Origin of the sequence: Sphaerochaeta associata, from assembly GCF_022869165.1 — a bacterium.
GTDB lineage: Bacteria > Spirochaetota > Spirochaetia > Sphaerochaetales > Sphaerochaetaceae > Sphaerochaeta > Sphaerochaeta associata.
In genome coordinates this window covers 1,668,720-1,685,391 of sequence record NZ_CP094929.1, presented here as the reverse complement: position 1 = coordinate 1,685,391, position 16,672 = coordinate 1,668,720, and the positions used below count along the sequence as shown (strand labels likewise).

Annotated in this window: 13 protein-coding genes; 10 read left to right on the top strand and 3 right to left on the bottom strand. The window is 49.4% G+C overall.

Translation table 11 applies throughout. The annotated features are described in order from the left end of the window. The first annotated feature begins 12 nt into the window (after positions 1 to 12). Genes bamA through MUG09_RS07785 form a run of 3 tightly spaced genes read left to right on the top strand, consistent with a single transcriptional unit; the run spans position 13 to position 5,844 of the window. Positions 13 to 2,568, top strand: coding sequence for an outer membrane protein assembly factor BamA (gene bamA / locus MUG09_RS07795; RefSeq protein WP_244775161.1), 2,556 nt, complete (start codon positions 13 to 15; stop codon positions 2,566 to 2,568). 2 nt (positions 2,569 to 2,570) lie between these two features. Beyond that, positions 2,571 to 5,168, top strand: a complete 2,598-nt coding sequence (gene mutS, locus MUG09_RS07790; protein WP_244775158.1) for a DNA mismatch repair protein MutS — start codon at positions 2,571 to 2,573, stop codon at positions 5,166 to 5,168. 22 nt (positions 5,169 to 5,190) lie between these two features. Next, positions 5,191 to 5,844 carry a ComFC family protein gene (locus MUG09_RS07785; protein WP_244775156.1) on the top strand — a complete coding sequence of 218 codons (654 nt, stop codon included), beginning with the start codon at positions 5,191 to 5,193 and terminating at the stop codon, positions 5,842 to 5,844. Between the two features lie 89 nt (positions 5,845 to 5,933). Here MUG09_RS07785 and MUG09_RS07780 read toward each other — a convergent pair whose 3' ends face one another. From MUG09_RS07780 to MUG09_RS07770, 3 genes are read right to left on the bottom strand one after another with little or no spacing between them, the layout of a single operon-like run. Then, positions 5,934 to 7,220, bottom strand: a complete 1,287-nt coding sequence (locus tag MUG09_RS07780; RefSeq protein WP_244775153.1) for an ABC transporter substrate-binding protein — start codon at positions 7,218 to 7,220, stop codon at positions 5,934 to 5,936. 52 nt (positions 7,221 to 7,272) lie between these two features. Further along, positions 7,273 to 8,127 (bottom strand): carbohydrate ABC transporter permease, encoded by an 855-nt coding sequence (locus MUG09_RS07775; protein WP_244775151.1) that lies wholly within the window; start codon positions 8,125 to 8,127, stop codon positions 7,273 to 7,275. Between the two features lie 8 nt (positions 8,128 to 8,135). Next, the gene (locus MUG09_RS07770) at positions 8,136 to 9,050 is read right to left on the bottom strand and encodes a carbohydrate ABC transporter permease (protein WP_244775150.1); all 915 of its coding nucleotides are present in this window, start codon (positions 9,048 to 9,050) and stop codon (positions 8,136 to 8,138) included. Between the two features lie 344 nt (positions 9,051 to 9,394). On the opposite strand from MUG09_RS07770, the gene MUG09_RS07765 reads away from it, so the two are divergent. From MUG09_RS07765 to rpsO, 7 genes are read left to right on the top strand one after another with little or no spacing between them, the layout of a single operon-like run. Then, entirely contained in the window at positions 9,395 to 9,859 is a 465-nt protein-coding gene (locus MUG09_RS07765; protein WP_244775149.1) for an LSm family protein, read from the top strand. Next, positions 9,849 to 11,345 (top strand): transcription termination factor NusA, encoded by a 1,497-nt coding sequence (gene nusA, locus MUG09_RS07760; protein ID WP_244775148.1) that lies wholly within the window; start codon positions 9,849 to 9,851, stop codon positions 11,343 to 11,345. The genes MUG09_RS07765 and nusA overlap by 11 nt, the downstream gene beginning before the upstream one ends. A 19-nt stretch (positions 11,346 to 11,364) precedes the next feature. Then, on the top strand, positions 11,365 to 14,265 hold the full coding sequence (gene infB, locus MUG09_RS07755) for a translation initiation factor IF-2 (RefSeq protein WP_244775147.1): 2,901 nt from the start codon (positions 11,365 to 11,367) through the stop codon (positions 14,263 to 14,265). Next, on the top strand, positions 14,262 to 14,624 hold the full coding sequence (rbfA, locus tag MUG09_RS07750; RefSeq protein ID WP_244775146.1) for a 30S ribosome-binding factor RbfA: 363 nt from the start codon (positions 14,262 to 14,264) through the stop codon (positions 14,622 to 14,624). Before infB ends, rbfA begins: the two co-directional genes overlap by 4 nt. Further along, on the top strand, positions 14,608 to 15,501 hold the full coding sequence (gene truB / locus MUG09_RS07745) for a tRNA pseudouridine(55) synthase TruB (protein ID WP_244775144.1): 894 nt from the start codon (positions 14,608 to 14,610) through the stop codon (positions 15,499 to 15,501). The genes rbfA and truB overlap by 17 nt, the downstream gene beginning before the upstream one ends. Then, on the top strand, positions 15,498 to 16,334 hold the full coding sequence (locus MUG09_RS07740; RefSeq protein WP_244775142.1) for an FAD synthetase family protein: 837 nt from the start codon (positions 15,498 to 15,500) through the stop codon (positions 16,332 to 16,334). The genes truB and MUG09_RS07740 overlap by 4 nt, the downstream gene beginning before the upstream one ends. Then, on the top strand, positions 16,331 to 16,597 hold the full coding sequence (gene rpsO, locus MUG09_RS07735; protein WP_244775139.1) for a 30S ribosomal protein S15: 267 nt from the start codon (positions 16,331 to 16,333) through the stop codon (positions 16,595 to 16,597). Before MUG09_RS07740 ends, rpsO begins: the two co-directional genes overlap by 4 nt. Positions 16,598 to 16,672 lie beyond the last annotated feature (75 nt).

Below are 16,672 nucleotides of genomic sequence, written 5' to 3'. Positions count from 1 at the left end.
AGAGGAGACATCATGGACAAGCGCCTTACACGCTTTCTTGTGAGCATTGTGCTCATTTCAGCCCTATCTTTTTCATTCCTTGCCGCCGCTGATACCGACCCTTGGTATGTCGGAAAGCGTATTGCATCCTTTTCCAACAGCGGGTTGCAGAATGTAAAGGAGAGCGTTGTATTGGATATCCAGTACAAGTATATCGGCAAAACTTTCAGTGATGCAGTATTTAATGAGTTGCAGGGTGAACTCTATGGTCTGGAGAACTTTCTGTACTTCCTTGCCGATGCCCAGAGGACAGGGGAGGGCAACAACGAACTGCAGATTGCCATGACGTTTTATGAGTTGCCGTATATCCGTACAGCAACAATTGCAGGGAACCAGGGCATCAAGACGAAGGATATAGCAGAAGTTTTGCTCGCCAAGGAAGGGTTGTTCCTGGATGAGCAGAATATCGAACTTTCCAAGCAAAAGATTGTCTCCTTGTATCAGGAAAAAGGTTTTGCCGATGCAACCGTTGAAAGTGAATATACCATCGATGAAGCAAGCAATTCAGCCGATCTTACCTACCGGATTATTGAAAATCAGCAGAAGCGCATTGGACAAATTGTCTTCGAAGGCAATGAGAAGCTTTCATCCGACATGCTCTCCAAGCAACTCTCATCCAAGCAGGTCAGTTACTTCAACTCAGGGTATTACAATCCACTTACCATAGAAACCGACAAGCAAAAGCTTATCTCCTTCTACCAAAGCAGAGGCTACATCGATGCTGAAATCATGGATGTACGAACCGAGGACATCAGCACCGATGACGATGCCTACACGCGACTCAGGGTTGTATTCACGGTCAAAGAGGGAGAACAGTGGTTCTTCGGCGGCATCGAGGTTGAGGGAAACACGGTCTTTACCGATGAGCAGTTCCAGTCGCTCATTTCCATGAAGCAGGGTTCGGTGCTTGATGTATCGCGCGTGCAGCGTGAAATCACCGCGGTCACCGACCTGTACTGGAACAACGGATACATCTTCAATCTGATCTCAAGCGATCTTGTGCGTAGTGACGAGGACAAGACAGTCACCTATATCCTCAAGGTGCAGGAGAATCAACAGGCAGTCATCGAGGATATCCGCATCGAAGGACTGACCAAAACAAAGCCCTATGTATTCGAGCGTGAACTAACCTTTGCAAAAGGTGATATCTTCTCGAAGGAAAAACTGATCAAGAGCGCCCAGAACATCTACAATACCTTGATCGTTACCGATGTGCAGTTTGATATCATCAACGGTACTCAGGAAGGAAGCGTCATCCCCGTATTTACGGTGGTGGAGGGCAACCAGATGGATATCCAGTTTGGTGCAACCTTCGGCGGCAACGTGGACGGGTTCCCCGTCTCAGGCTTCCTGCAGTGGTCGGACAAGAACCTCGGTGGTACTGGACGAGACCTTGCCATCGCCACAAACCTCAGCCCTGATACCCAGAACATATCCATTTCATTCACCGATGGATGGTTCGGAAACAGGCGTTGGTCGAATGGACTCTCCTTCAATTTTGAACGCAGTGTCAAGGATTCTGCGTTGCAGCGGGGTATCGGCAGCAAATACTACACAGGCCACGATGAGATCTCCATTGAAGAGAATCCGTATCCCTATGGGTATGACAGTTACGCCAGTTACCTGGCAGCCGACCAAGCCCTGCCTTCCTCACGCTATTTGATGAGCTATACCTACTATCGTATTTCCTTGGGATACAATACCGGCTACACCTTCATGTTCCAACCTGGTTCGCTGAATGTCGGCGGAGGCATCACCGTCGGACTGAACTACGCCCAGTACGACGATAATGTATATGATCCGTATGAGAGACTTATCAAGCTCTACCACGATAAATGGCAGTTCAGCAATCGCCTCACGCTCTCCTTCGCCTGGGACGGGAGGGATTTGATCGAGAACACCAGCCGTGGTTATTACTTGAGTCAGAGCTTCACCTATGCAGGAGGCATCCTCGGGGGACTTTCCAACTACATCAGGACATCAAGCTCGGCAAGCGGCTATCTTACGCTGTTCACTTTTGATTTGGATGAGAAGCCTGCCAATGTTGTGTTTGGAGTCACCACCAGCCTCAGTGCAATGCTCCCGCAGTACTACAAGCACTATGATACAGACTCCTGGAATTGGTACGATGCAAAACAGGGAGCCACCCGCTACGAAATGCTGTACATCGACGGGATGAATACAGGCCGCGGATTCAACGTGGTTTTTGACCAGGCTTATTTATGGGACAACCAAGTTTCCATCAGCTGGCCGCTTGCCCACAATGTACTCTCAGCCGAGGTATATGCAAGTGCCACCGGTGTGAGCACGGATCTGAATACCATCGGTGCATCGGATTTGGCGTGGTACTTCTCTGCAGGGGCCGGCATAAAGCTGAAGGTTCCAGGTTTCCCGCTCGGCTTGTATTTGGTTAAGAATGCAAGCTACATCGATGATGCATTCTCGTGGGTCGGAGGAAATATTTTCAAGGGTAAGAGTGATGAGAGCGGGCTGAAACTGGTCCTCGCCATTACCACGACGTTGTACTAAGCATGGAAAAAGAAGCAGAGAAATTGACTCCGATGATGGTACAGTACCGTCAGATCAAGGAGCAACACCAACAGAGCATCCTTTTCTTCCGTCTCGGTGATTTCTACGAGATGTTCGAAGAGGATGCCGTCGAGGTTTCTCGTCTTCTCAATCTCACGCTAACCAAACGCAACGGTCAACCGATGTGCGGAATTCCCTACCATGCAGCAAAAGTCTACATCAAACGTCTTTTGGAAGCAGGTAAGAAAATCGCCATATGCGAACAGACTGAGCTGCCTGACGGCACACGCCAGCTTGCCAAACGCGAAGTGGTGCAGGTGGTTACACCCGCCACTGTGGTGGAAGAGGATTTTTTGCAAGCCGACCGGGACAGTTTTGTCCTCAGTCTCTCCTTTCAGAAACAAGGTTTTTCCATAAGTTATGCCGACATCACCAGCGGACAATTTTTCCTGCGCTTGGTCGATAAGGACAATCGGTACGCCATGCTGCTCAGTGTACTGCAGCAGGTCAACCCACGTGAAATCTTAGTAAATGAGGATGACTATTTCCTTCATCAGGACTTCCAAGCCCTGATGGACGGCCATCCGGCCATGGTCACCAAACTTCCCTCCTGGCACTTCAGTATTTCTGAAGGATATCAGAGGCTCTGCAATCAGATTGGATCGGCTTCGCTGAAAGCATTCGGACTTGAAGCGAAAGATCCGATGCTCAGCAGTGCCGGGGCATTGCTGTGGTACCTTAGGGAGACGGCAAAGACCAGCCTCAACCAGATTGAAGGATACACCGTCGTCCCCGAATCGCAATTTCTCCACATCGACGAGGCAAGTCGGAAGAGCCTTGAACTCTTGACCAATCTCGCAGACGGATCGGAGAAGTACACCCTCTATGCTTCAATCAATGCAACCTTGACCAGTATGGGAGCAAGGCAACTGAAACAATGGATTGCAAGTCCACTTACCGATATTGCAAAGATTACGTTCAGGCAGCGTTGGGTAACACTTTTATATGAAGACCGCGGCGAACTGGCCAGAGTTCGTTCACATCTGAAGCAAGTACTCGATTTACAACGTCTTTCCAGTCGGTTGGCCATGCACCGCCATGTGCCCAAGGATTTAGTAGGTATCAGCCAAACCATCCGCTCGTTTTTCAACCTTGCAGATGGCAGATACCAAGAGTTATTGGGTGATGGCTTGCAGGAAGAGACACTTACGGCACTTGCTGTTGTTGCCAGACGCATTGCTGATGGCATAGCCGACGATCATCAGGGTCCCTTCGAGGAAGGGAAAATCATCGTCTCAGGCTTTGATGCTGAACTGGATGAACTCAGAGCGGTAAAGGGTGGCGGCAAGGCTATTTTGGATGCGTATCTGGATAAGATCAGGGGGGAAACCGGCATTACAACGCTCCGTCTCTCCTCGAACAAGATCCTGGGCCACTATATTGAAGTCTCCAAGGCCCAGGCGGACAGAGTTCCGGCCACATTCTATCGGAAACAGACTCTCGTCAATGCCGAGCGCTTTACCAGTGATGAACTCATAGCATGTGAACAGAAAATACTTGCCAGCTCCTACGAAGCCGAAAAGCGGGAACGGCAGGTGTATGAGACGTTGGTTGAAGAGGTGATGAATCTGCAGCAATCCCTCTTGTCGATCAGCCGTTTCCTCAGTGATTTGGACTGTCTGCAGAGTTTTGCATCTACGGCCGTAACGCACTCCTATTGCAAACCCGTTTTCACGGATGAGGATGTGTTGGAGTTTGAGGGTGGCAGGCATCCAGTGGTTGAACAACACCTCGGAGCCGGTCAGTTTGTTGCCAACGATCTCGTAATCGGCAGTACCGGTAAACGGTTTTGTCTCATAACCGGTCCTAATATGGCAGGTAAATCCACGTTCCTCAGGCAGACAGCACTTTTAGTGTTGCTCAGCCAGATCGGCAGCTATGTTCCGGCTGCAAAGGCCCGCTTGGGGATTGTAGACAAGCTCTACTGCCGGGTAGGTGCAAGTGACAATCTGGCTCGAGGCGAGTCGACATTCTTGGTGGAGATGCAGGAAGCCGCCCACATTCTGCGCACCGCCAGCAGAAACTCCTTGGTCATCGTCGATGAGCTCGGAAGGGGAACCAGCACCCAGGACGGAATGTCCATCGCATATGCCGTGATGCAACAGCTACTGCAAATGCAGGCAAAAACGCTCTTTGCCACCCACTACCATGAGCTGGCCAGAATCGACACCTCCGCCATCCAGCTGCTCACCCTGCAAGTTTCGGAGCAAGGCGGGCAGGTGAGGTTCCTGCGAAGGGTGGTGGAAGGAATCGCAAACTCATCCTATGGTTTGAATGTTGCGCGTATGGCTGGTATCGGCAGGGATGTCCTGACCCATGCCCGAACATTCCAGAAACAACATTTCGCCGAGTATGATTTTATTTCCGTGCAACCGGATTTATTCAGTGCAATCAATGAGGATTCGCCGCAGCACATATATTACGATGAAAGTGAACAGGAAGCATTGCATCGATTGCGTTCTTTCTCGATAGAGCAGTCATCGCCTTTGGAAGCGCTTCTGTTTCTGAAAGGATTACAGGAGATGCTGCAAGCAAAATGACAACCATTGCCTCTTAAGGGGTATGTGGTGTTTGACATGCAATGCCCTCTCCGATGCTCCACTCTGCTCAGGGTGCAGGAAAAAGCTCGCTTCACTTTCTTATGCACAGCTCTATGAGCACCGTTGCCCAACCTGCGGCACGCCTGTTCTCGATACGGCGTATGGATGTGATTTCTGTCAGGATGCACTGCTTTCTTATGGCGTGTATGATGGGATTCTCGAGCAACTTATTACGTCATACAAGCATGCCGGCAACGTTCAGGCAGCCTGGCAGTTGGCAACCCTCTTTGAGCCTTTAGTGAGAAAATTCGGCTCACCGATACTCATTCCCATCCCATCCTCAATATCGGGAAAACGGAATCTGGGATTCGACCACATGGCACTGGTGACAGCCATACTCTGCAGACGATTACATCTTTCATCCGTTCGATTGCTCGCACAACAAAGACATGATTTGTACACACTGTTGACGCGAAAACAGCGTCAACAGACAAACAATCTCATACTAAAAAAGAAAGCCTTGAAGAACATGCAAGCCTATTTCCAAGACGGCACCCACAACTTTCTCATTCTCGATGACATCTTCACTACGGGTAATACCTGTAGGAGGGCACGCGAACTCATACAGACAACAGGAGACGTTTCTGTCGGAGTATGCATATTGGCTCGAGCATGAATGCAAGAGCCAAGGGACGTTGCATGAGCACTTGTATAGCAACGATATGACGTTGATGGCCGCACAAGCGGCCATCACACTCCTATTCTCTATTTGAAATTCTCGTTGTACTCTTTCTCGAGATCTGCTTTGGTTTCAGCCATTACTTTGTTGACATCCATATTTGCGATAAGCAGCTTCTCAACCATCTGACGAAGAATCTCCGTCCCCTTGGGAAGACTAATTACACTGGCTTGGGGTTGGACGTATTTCAGTTGGTCGATGGCAACCTTCCATTGAGGATTCGCGGCGTAATACTTTACAAGATCGGGATGCTTGCTTGCAGAGGTGCTGTTGGGCATGTATCCCGTTTTCTCGGCAAGATATGCCTGGCTGTCGGTACCGGTAAAGTACTTCATGAACTCCCACGCCGCCCATTGTCGCCACTTGTCGGTACTGGGCATTGCAAGCACCGATCCTCCTACCGGCACACCATTGCGAACCTGTCCGGGGATGAATGCTGGAAGGACTTTGAAGGTCGAGCGGTTCATCACATTGCCCATTGAGCCGGTGGAACCGAATACCATGGCAACCTTCTTGTTGAACAGGTCGTCATGAGAGGTGGAAGGAACAGCACTCTTATCCTTGAATACCATATCCTGCCAGAGTGTAGCTGCAGCTACCGTAGGAGGTTCGGTCAAATGCACTGCAAACGTTTCGTCGCTGATTTTTCCATCAAAGGCGTACACTGCACCTTGGAAATACCAATGGGCTGTGGTGGCTCCCATCGTAAAGCCGACACCATATTGGATTGTTTCTCCATTGGCATCGACTTTTGTCAACCTCTTGCAATACTCACGGAATTCATCCCACGTAGCAGGGGCTTTTCTGGGAAGTCCGGCCTCCTCCAGCATATCCTCATTGATATAGAGCAGCGGGGTGCTTCTGAGTGCCGGAAGTGCATAGAGGTTTTTATTATAGTAACTGTCGGCCAGCAGTCCAGGTATGTAATCGTCAAGGAATGCTTTCGGCTCCTTTGCCACAAAGGCATCAAGATTTACCAATACCCCCTCTTTCGCAAAAATCTGTAAATGGGGTGAATCGAGCAGAACAAGATCGGGTACATCACCGGCGGCAAGACCGGCTTGCAACTTCTGCAGGATTTCTGCATAGGCGCCTTGGAACTGAGATTCGACGATGATGTCGCTTCTTGATGCATTGAAGCGCTTTACAATCTCTTCCTGGGCTTCCCCGGCTACTCCGGTCAGGCTTCTCCAGTAGATGATTTTGATTGGTCCACTCGGTTTCGCTTGCTCTACCTGACCTGCGGCCGATAAACCGGTGGTCACGAACAGAACCATCGCAATCAATAGTACGATAGCAACGTTTTTCTTCATCTTGAACTCCTCCTTGAACTAACAAATCGGTAAAATACCGAATCTCCTTTGGTTAACCTTTGACGGCGCCGGACGCAATTCCTTCGATTAATTGCTTTTGTGCGAAGAAGTAGATTATCAATACAGGCACAAGAACAAAAATTGATGCCGCCATCAGATGTTCCGGGCCTATTGCATATTCTGCAGAACGTATCATTGCAAGACCGACTGGAAGTGTCCGCATGTTTTGCTTGGAAGTAACAATCAACGGCCACAGGTATGCGTTCCACTTCTGAATGAACAAATAGAGCAGCAAGGTTCCAAAAACAGGTTTTGAAAGGGGGAGGGCGACATGCAGCATGATTTTCAGATGGCCCAGACCATCTATTTCAGCAGCATCGTACAGGGAATCAGGAATGGTCATGAAATACTGTCTCAACAGGAAAGCCCCGAATACATTCGCTATATGGGGCACTACAATGCCTTGATACGTATTGATCCATTTTAGTTTCGCAAGAATCACATAATTGGGAATCAAGGCGATTTGGCCGGGAATCATCATGGCAGCAAGCATCAGCAAGAAGAAGAAATCCCTGTATCTGAAACGGATTCGGGCAAATGCATAGGCTGCGAAGGATGAAGTGATCAAGCCAAAAAGTACGCCTGCGGCTGCAGTCACGATGCTGTTTATATAAAAACGCCCGAAAGGAGCAGTCTGCCACGCAGTGACAAAGTTATCCCACCTGACTACTTCAGGCCACCATATGGGCGGAAAGATTGACACTTCCTGGGGACTCTTGATTGCCGTGATGAGCATCCAGACAAAAGGCATTCCGATACCGATGGTCGCCAGAAAGAGAATACTGTGTGTAATGAATTTGGAGGCAATCTTGTATAATCGGTTCGGTTGAATCTGATTCACTTGCATACCGCCTCCTAATAATGCACCCACCGTTTTGACAACCGGTTCTGAATCAGGGTGATGAACATGATGAATACAAAGAGCATCAGCGCCAATGCCGATGCATAGCCGGTTCTGAACCATTGGAAGGCATTTTGATACAGAAAATGAACAACAACGTTGGAGGAGTTCAACGGCCCTCCCTCAGTCATGATTCGCACGATGTCGAACGCTTTCAATACATTGATGAATCCTGTTATCAATAAGAAGAATGTGGTAGGAGAGATCAAAGGAAAGGTGATATGCCAGAAAGTCTGGAAGGGATTTGCTCCATCGACCAAAGCTGCGTCGTATATTTCCAAGGATATGTTTTTAAGTGCTGCAAGAAATAGAACCATATCATAGCCTATACCGCTCCAAATCAAAACGATGATCACCGCCGGCAGCGAATGTGTAGTGCTGTGTATCCAATCGATCATCGGAAATCCCAAAGGTTTCATTACTACTCTGAGCAGACCGTATGTAGGTTCAAAAATCCAAGCCCAGACCATGGCAATCGCAACATTGGCCGTGAATGTGGGGGAGAAAATAATTGCTCGGTACACCGAGCTTCCTTTCACCTTCTTGTTGAGCTGGGCTGCCAGATACAAGGAAATGGCCATTTTAACGATAACGGTGAAGAAAGCCATCAGAAGGGTGTTTTTAACCACCAACCAGAATACGGCATCATTGAACATGTCTTGATAATTCTGAAAACCCAGGAATGTTTTTCTGGGTGAAATCATATTCCACTTGAACAGGCTCAAGTAGAAGCTGTAGAAAATGGGCCAGAAAATGAAAACACCCAGTAAAATGAAAGTCGGTGCGGTAAAGCCAATAAAGGCATACAAATCACGTACTTCCCGCTTGGACATGCCATGCAACAATCTTTTACGACTGAACGGTGCCACTCACCACCTCCATGTATAGTTTTCACTATCGGCAAGACCCTGCACATGATAAGTATATTCGACATTTTTACTATTGTGTAAATTTTATGTGCTTAGAATCTGCTTAAATTTTTCTCTTAAGGCGAATGACAGGCATTACATGCGGAATCTGATGCACTTTCTTGAAGAAGAATCCCCATGACGCTGCAGACATTGGTTGCTGAGTTGACAAAAATGAAGCAAGTGCTTACTATGCAAATCAGGATATGTTTGATTATTGGGGGATCGCTGGCAGGCGTATCCCTTTTTTATGAATTTTTAGGAATTATATGTTAGCAACAGGAATACAAAAAACCAATTTGTTCATGGAGTATGAACCGCTGCTCGAGGCGATGGGGATTACTCTGGTAGACATCAATCGCATTGATCGGGGAAAAAGTGTCACCGTTACCATGGTGATAGTCGCAAAAGAAGCAGAAGTGAGCGTTGACCACTGTGCAAAGGTCTACCGCCTTGTGTATCCACGTATGGAGTTGCAGCTTGGAGAACGTGATCTTCAGCTCGAAGTCAGTACGCCTGGACTGCAGCGAACGTTTAAGGATGTGTACGAGTTCGGCTTGTTTACGGGCAAGCGAGTCAGAGTGTATGATACGAGCAAGGAAGCGTGGGTCAGTGGAATCATAGCACAGGCCGACCAGACTTCCGTACAGCTCTCACAGGTTTTTATTGAGGATGCAAAAGAGATGATTGAGACTATGTCTGTAGCTTTTTCCGACATCCAGAAGGCAAAGCTCGACTATAGATGGGAGGACGATTCACATGGCAACTGAAATAGGTGACGCTATCCGGAGTATGGTAGCGGAAAAGAACATTTCCGAAGAGCTGGTCATCAGCACCATCGAGGACATACTTCGCGCAGCGTATAAACGTAAATTCGGTACCGATGAGAATGCAGTCATTGAATTCAGTGAAGACTACATGTCGGTCGAGCTTGCCAGCCGCAGAAAGATTGTTGACGATGACAACTGGTACAATGAGGTTACTGAGATTCCTCTCAGCGAGGCCAAGGAGATTCATGAGGAGTGTGAGATCGGCGACGAATTGCTCATTCCGGTCGATCTCAAGGAGTTCGACCGCATCAGCGTCCAGAGTGCAAAGCAGCGTGCCCATCAGAGCTTCAGGGACATCCAGAAGGATACCCTGTACAGCGAGTACAAGGCCAAGGAAGGACAGTTGATCATCGGCTACTATCGCCGGCAGCTTCCCAATGGCGATATCTATGTGGATATCGGGACCACCGAAGGATTGCTCCCCAGAAGAAACCAATCCAGTCGAGAAAGCTATGGCAGCAACGACAAGATCAAGTGCTATGTGGAAAAAGTCGAAAAAGCAGAACGTGGACTTCGCGTCGTCCTCTCCAGGACCAGCCCCGAACTGATTCGCAAGCTCTTTGAGGTCGAAGTTCCTGAAATAGCCCAGAACCAGATTGACATCATCAAGATTGTTCGTGAGGCGGGATATCGCTCCAAGGTTGCTGTAGCCAGCCGTAATGACGATATCGATCCGGTCGGTGCTTGCGTCGGGTTGAAGGGAAATCGAATTCAGACTATCATGAGTGAGATAGAGGGAGAGAAAATCGATATTCTGCGCTATGACACGAATCCTGCAAACTATATCCGCAACGCCCTGTCGCCCGCTCAGGTCAAGGATGTCGTGATCATCGATAAGAACATTTATCATGCAGTAGCGATTGTCGAGGACAGTCAACTCTCTCTTGCCATTGGAAAGCAGGGCCTCAATGTTCGATTGGCAAATAAACTGGTCGATTGGATGATTGATGTGAAAACCCAGGCCCAATTCGATGAGATGGATATCGCCAAGGAAGCCAGGTTCAGGGCTGAAAGCATTTTCGGTAATGGTGAACCAATCTTTGAACAGGAACAGATACCTCAACAGGAGTTCGTTGCCACTGAAGTGGCTGTTGAGGCGGAGGCTGAGAGCTTTGTCGAAGAGGATGAGATTGCACTTTCTGAACTCCCCCTCGATTCCATGTTGCTCAAGAAGCTTCAATTCCACGATGTATATAGTGTTGAAGAGTTCATCAACCTCAGTGACGAGGAGTTGGCAGGGTTCGGTGATTTGAATGAGGAAGAGATCATCGCAATCAAGGACACCATCAACGAGTATGTAGATATCGTTGAGGACGAAGAGGATGGAGAGACCGAATATGTCTGCCCCAATTGCGGTGCCTCCATCACCATGGATATGACCGTGTGCCCCAGCTGTGGAACAGGTCTGGCATTTGAGGTAGAGTAAAACCATCCAAGAGGAAATAATGACGGAAGAGAATAATAAGCCCAAAGCAACATTGATCAAGCATGTAGTAACTCCCTCGGAGCAGAAGGAAGAGAACAAGAGCCCCGCCAAGGAACAGGATGCAAAACAGAAAGCCCCCGAAAAACGCCGGGTTGTGGTTGTAAAAAAGAAAGTGGTGGTGGTAAAGCCTCAGCCTAAGAGCGACTCCGATCAGAGTGCATCCGAGAGTGTTGTTGAATCACCCAAATCGGATGAAAGTACCAAGTCTCATGAAAAACAGGGCACCCAGCATCGCCTGGGCGGGGTGCGCAAAACAACACGTCCTGCTTCTGATAAGCTTTCCGCTTCCCCGTTGCATAATGGTCCGGTTGTGATCAGGCCGACCAATCTTCCGCCGGTACCCAATCAAGGCCTAACGGTCAAGGATCATGCCGAAATGCAGAGTCGTGGACCTGAGGCTGCAGCTGCCCAGCAGCCACCGGTACCTTCCAACGGACCTCGCATCGCCGGAACCGTAGGTGGTAGACCTGCACCTGGAACACGCCCGCCGTATCAAGGTAATAGGCCTTCAAGCGGTTATCAGGGACAGAATCCCCGTTATCAGGGCCAAGGCGCTCCTGCAGGTCAAGGCTATCAGGGACAGAATCCCCGTTACCAAGGCCAGGGCGCTCCTGCAGGTCAAGGCTATCAGGGACAGAATCCCCGTTACCAGGGCCAGGGTGCTCCCGCCGGTCAGGGCTATCAGGGACAGAATCCCCGTCCTTCAACTCCTTACCAAGGAACGCAGCCTCCTCGTCAGGGTGGCTTTCAGAACCGGCCTCCGTATCAGGGACGTCCTGCTGGTGGAGCTCCCGGACAAAGACCTTCGGGTCCCGGTGGTTTCAGGCCCCAGGGACAAGGCGGCTTCAGACCGCAGGGAGCAGGCGGAAGACCTCCATTCGGTCAGCGCCCCGGTGCAGGGCAAAGACCTGGTTCAGGAGCTCCCGGCTCTCAGGATATGGATACGCTGAATCAGAGAACTCCCAAGAAAACCTTCACCAAGAAGAAGGATCAGGCTTCCTATAAGAAACGGAATGCCGAGGAAGAGAAAGAGTTCCAGATTCAGAGAAGAAAGGAGCAGGCTGCTGCAAAGCTCGCATCGGTTCCCAAGGTTGTTGATATGATGGAAGTAATCACCGTCAGCGATCTTGCTAAAAAGATGAACTTGAAGGCGAGTGAAATCATTGCCAAGCTCTTCAAGATGGGCATGATGGTCACCATCAACCAACAGATTGATTTCGAGACTGCTGAAATCATCTGCAGCGAGTACAACTGCCAAGTGCATCTTGTCTCCTTGTACGATGAGACCTTGATCGCCAGTGAACCTGACAGTGAGGAGAACCTGGTCTATCGTGCCCCCATCGTCACAGTCATGGGCCACGTTGACCATGGTAAGACTAAGCTGCTCGACGCCATTCGTTCTACGAAGGTCGCCGAAGGGGAATTCGGCGGGATCACCCAGCACATTGGTGCTTACAAGGTGAATCTGCCAGGCAAGGGCGAGGTCGTCTTCCTCGATACTCCGGGTCACGCCGCATTCTCCATGATGCGTGCCCGTGGTGCACAGGTAACCGATATCGTCATTCTGGTGGTTGCCGCCAACGACGGAGTCATGCCGCAGACCCGTGAAGCCATCGACCACGCAAGGGCTGCCAATGTTCCCATCATCGTCGCCATCAACAAGTGCGACCTTCCTGAAGCGAAGCCCGAACGTGTCATGCAACAGCTCTCCGATTTAGGACTGATGCCTGAGGATTGGGGCGGGCAGACTCTCTATTGCCAGATTTCTGCATTGAAGAAACTGGGTATCGATGAGCTTCTTGATACTGTTCTGTTGCAGGCTGAAATGCTTGAGCTCAAGGCCAATGCTGATTGCAGGGCTGAAGGCAAGATTATTGAAAGCCGCATCGACCAGGGTCGTGGTATTGTAGCTTCGGTCTTGATTGAAAGAGGAACACTCAGGCAGGGTGATCACTACGTAGCAGGCATCTACCCCGGTAGAGTACGTGCAATGTTTGATGACAAGGGACGAAAAATCGATGAGGCCGGTCCATCAACTCCGGTTGAGATCATTGGCTTGAGCGATATCCCTGGTGCCGGTGATCCGTTCCAGGTGACTGAGGATGAGCGCCAGGCCCGCCAGGTTGGTGCCAAGCGTCAGGAACTGGAACGCCTAGGTGACAGCCGTAATGTGAAGAAGGTCACCCTTGACAACCTCTATACGAAAATCAAGGAAGGGGCCATCCAGGAATTCAATGTCATCATCAAGGGTGACGTTCAGGGTTCTGTGGAAGCATTGCAGGGTTCGCTTGAGAAACTTTCCAACGATGAGATCCATCTCAATGTCATCCGTGCGAGTGCCGGTGCCATCATTGAAAGTGATGTCACGTTGGCAAGCGCCTCCGATGCACTGGTCATCGGCTTCAATGTAAGGCCGACTCCCCGTGCACAGGCTTTGGCCGACCAGGAGAAGATTGAAATCCGCAAGTACAACATCATTTATGATGTGGTGGATGATATTCGCTTGGCGATGGAAGGCATGCTCAGTCCTGAAGTTCGTGAGGTTGAGATCGGTACCGTCGAGGTCCGTGACACCTTCAAGGTACCCAGGGTCGGCACCATTGCCGGTTGTATGGTCACCAAGGGTAAGATCAAGCGCAATAGTCTGGTCAGGGTCATCCGTGACTCCATCCAGATCAACAGCGAGATGATCAAGATTTCGAGCTTGAAGCGATTCAAGGACGATGCCAAGGAAGTTGCAGAAGGCTTCGAATGCGGCGTCGGTCTTGAGAACTTCAACGACCTGCATGTCGGTGATATTCTTGAGGTTGTTGAAACCGAAGAAATCGCCCGCAAGCTGGAAAGCAATGTGAAAATATGAGTGAATACAGTCAAAAACGTATAGAAGCAAAACTCTCCGAGGCGATCAGCACGCTGATCGTCAAAGGAGAGATCAAGAATCCGCTGCTGAGCACCCTGTGCTCGGTCAGCAGGGTTCAACTTTCGGTGGACAATGCATTTGCCACCGTCTTCATCTCGAGTGTCCTTGACGATGAATCCTTGCATGCAAGCGTTGATGCCTTGCAGAAGGCAAGTGGTTTCATCCAAAAGCGGGTAGGGGCTTTCCTGAAAACCAGGAATACTCCGGTATTGACCTTCAAGGCCGATATCTCCCTCAAAGAGGGGCAGAAAATCAATGCCCTGATCGATACACTGGTGGAAGATGGGAACAAAAGCTAGCATTCTTCTCATCAATAAAAAACCGGGTCTTACCAGTTTTTCGTCCCTCAATGATATCAAGCGTACCATCGACCCTAAAGTGGGTCATGCCGGTACGCTTGATAAGTTTGCCCGCGGGCTGTTGATTGTATTGACTGGGAGCATGACCAAGCTGAATGTTCTCTTCTCAACAATGGATAAAAGCTACCGCGCTGAAATATCATTCGGATCGGAAACAGATACCCTCGATCCCGAAGGGCAAGTCATCGCCACTGCCACCATTCCTAGCTTCGAGGAAATCCAACAGGCAATTCCCTCCTTTCTAGGGTCCATCGAGCAACAGCCGCCGCAATACAGCGCGTTGCATATCAATGGGAAGAGGGCCAGCGACCTTGCACGCAGCGGAAAAGAGGTGGAGATGGCAAAACGTCCCATCACGGTATACAGCTTCGAGCCGGTTTCGTATGATAATGGTCTTCTGGTTGCCGACATCCATGTTTCCAAAGGTACGTACATCCGTTCCTTGGCTCGTGATTTGGGAATTGCCACTAAAAGCCGTGCACACTTGATAGGCTTGGAACGAACAAGCATCGGCCCCTTTTCGCTGAGCGAAGCCGTCGATGCCAAACTTACCGAGAGCCTTGTTGCTTCGGTCGCACAGACCGATGAGCGGCTGAAGCGTGTTGAATCGGTAAGCATCTTTGAAGTGGCCGACGAGGAACTCTTTCGTATTGCCAACGGCTCGTTTCCACGCGCTGTGAAAGTAAGGCGTCAAAGCGAACATGAAGTGTATGGTGCACTGTACAGTAAAGATGGAGTACTCCGTGCTGTAGCTGATATGAAGGAAGGACGGATCATTGCACAAATACATCCGTATCGCAAGGAGATAGTAGGATGAAACGATACGATTTCATGCATCTTTCGGCGTATCCTGTATTATGGCAACAGAGCATGTCTGTCTGCATAGGTGTATTTGATGGATTGCATAGCGGTCATCAGGCTATCATCAAACGATGCGTCGACCTTGCCAAAAAGCAGGACTTGCAAAGCATGGTCATCACCTTCGATAAGAATCCCAAGATGCTGATGAAAACACAACCCTACCATTCAAAATTGGCCAGTGATGCTCAAATTGATGAATTACTTGAAAATATTGGGGTTGACCATCTTGTTGTCATTGACTTTTCTGCTGATTTCAGTAAACTCACAGCTGAGGAGTTCCTCACTTTGGTATGTGCTTTTTGCCAAGTCAAAGTGATGGTTGTCGGAGAGGATTTCCGCTGCGGTGCCCCGGCTTCGAGTGCCGGACCTGTTCAGCTGCAGGAATATCTAGCCCGATTGTCACCGGGAGCCCTTGTTGAGATTCCCCCGTTTGTATTAACAACGAATGGAGAAATTACTTCAAGCAGCCTGGTGCGTAAAAAACTTCTTGAGGGCGCTTTGGAAGAAGTCCAAAGTATGCTCGGCAGACCCTATGAGTTGGATTTGGTGGCGTATCCATCCAAGTTCATTGAAGAAGGTTTGCTGTATCGAACTGCATCCTTCATGCAATTGCTGCCTCCAAGTGGCGTGTATGATGCCTTGCTTTTGCTTTCAGATGGTTCTGTCGTGGAGGTTCATGCCCGCCTTGGTGAGGATGAACTCTTGATAGTACCTGATAAGGCGATGTGGGATTGGGTTGCTGTTCGTACAAAAAGACTTAGCTTTCAGGCTAAGAGGAGTATTTCATGATCTCTAAGGAACAGAAACAAGAAATCATTGCCAAGTTTGGCGGTGACGAAAAGAACACCGGTTCGACCAAGGCTCAGATTGCCTTGCTTACCGCTCGCATCAACGACCTGCAGCCCCACTTCAAGAGAAATCCGAAGGACCATGCAGGAACCAGAGGCTTGCTTCTGATGGTTGGTCAGCGCAGACGGCTCCTCAAGTACCTGAGGAATACCGATATCGAAGCCTACCGTTCTCTGATTGCCGAACTCGGCCTGAGAAAGTAGTCGTGGTGTCGCATTCGTAACATAGTATGAATAGCTCCGATGGCTTTTCAGGCCGTTGGAGCTATTTTGTTTATA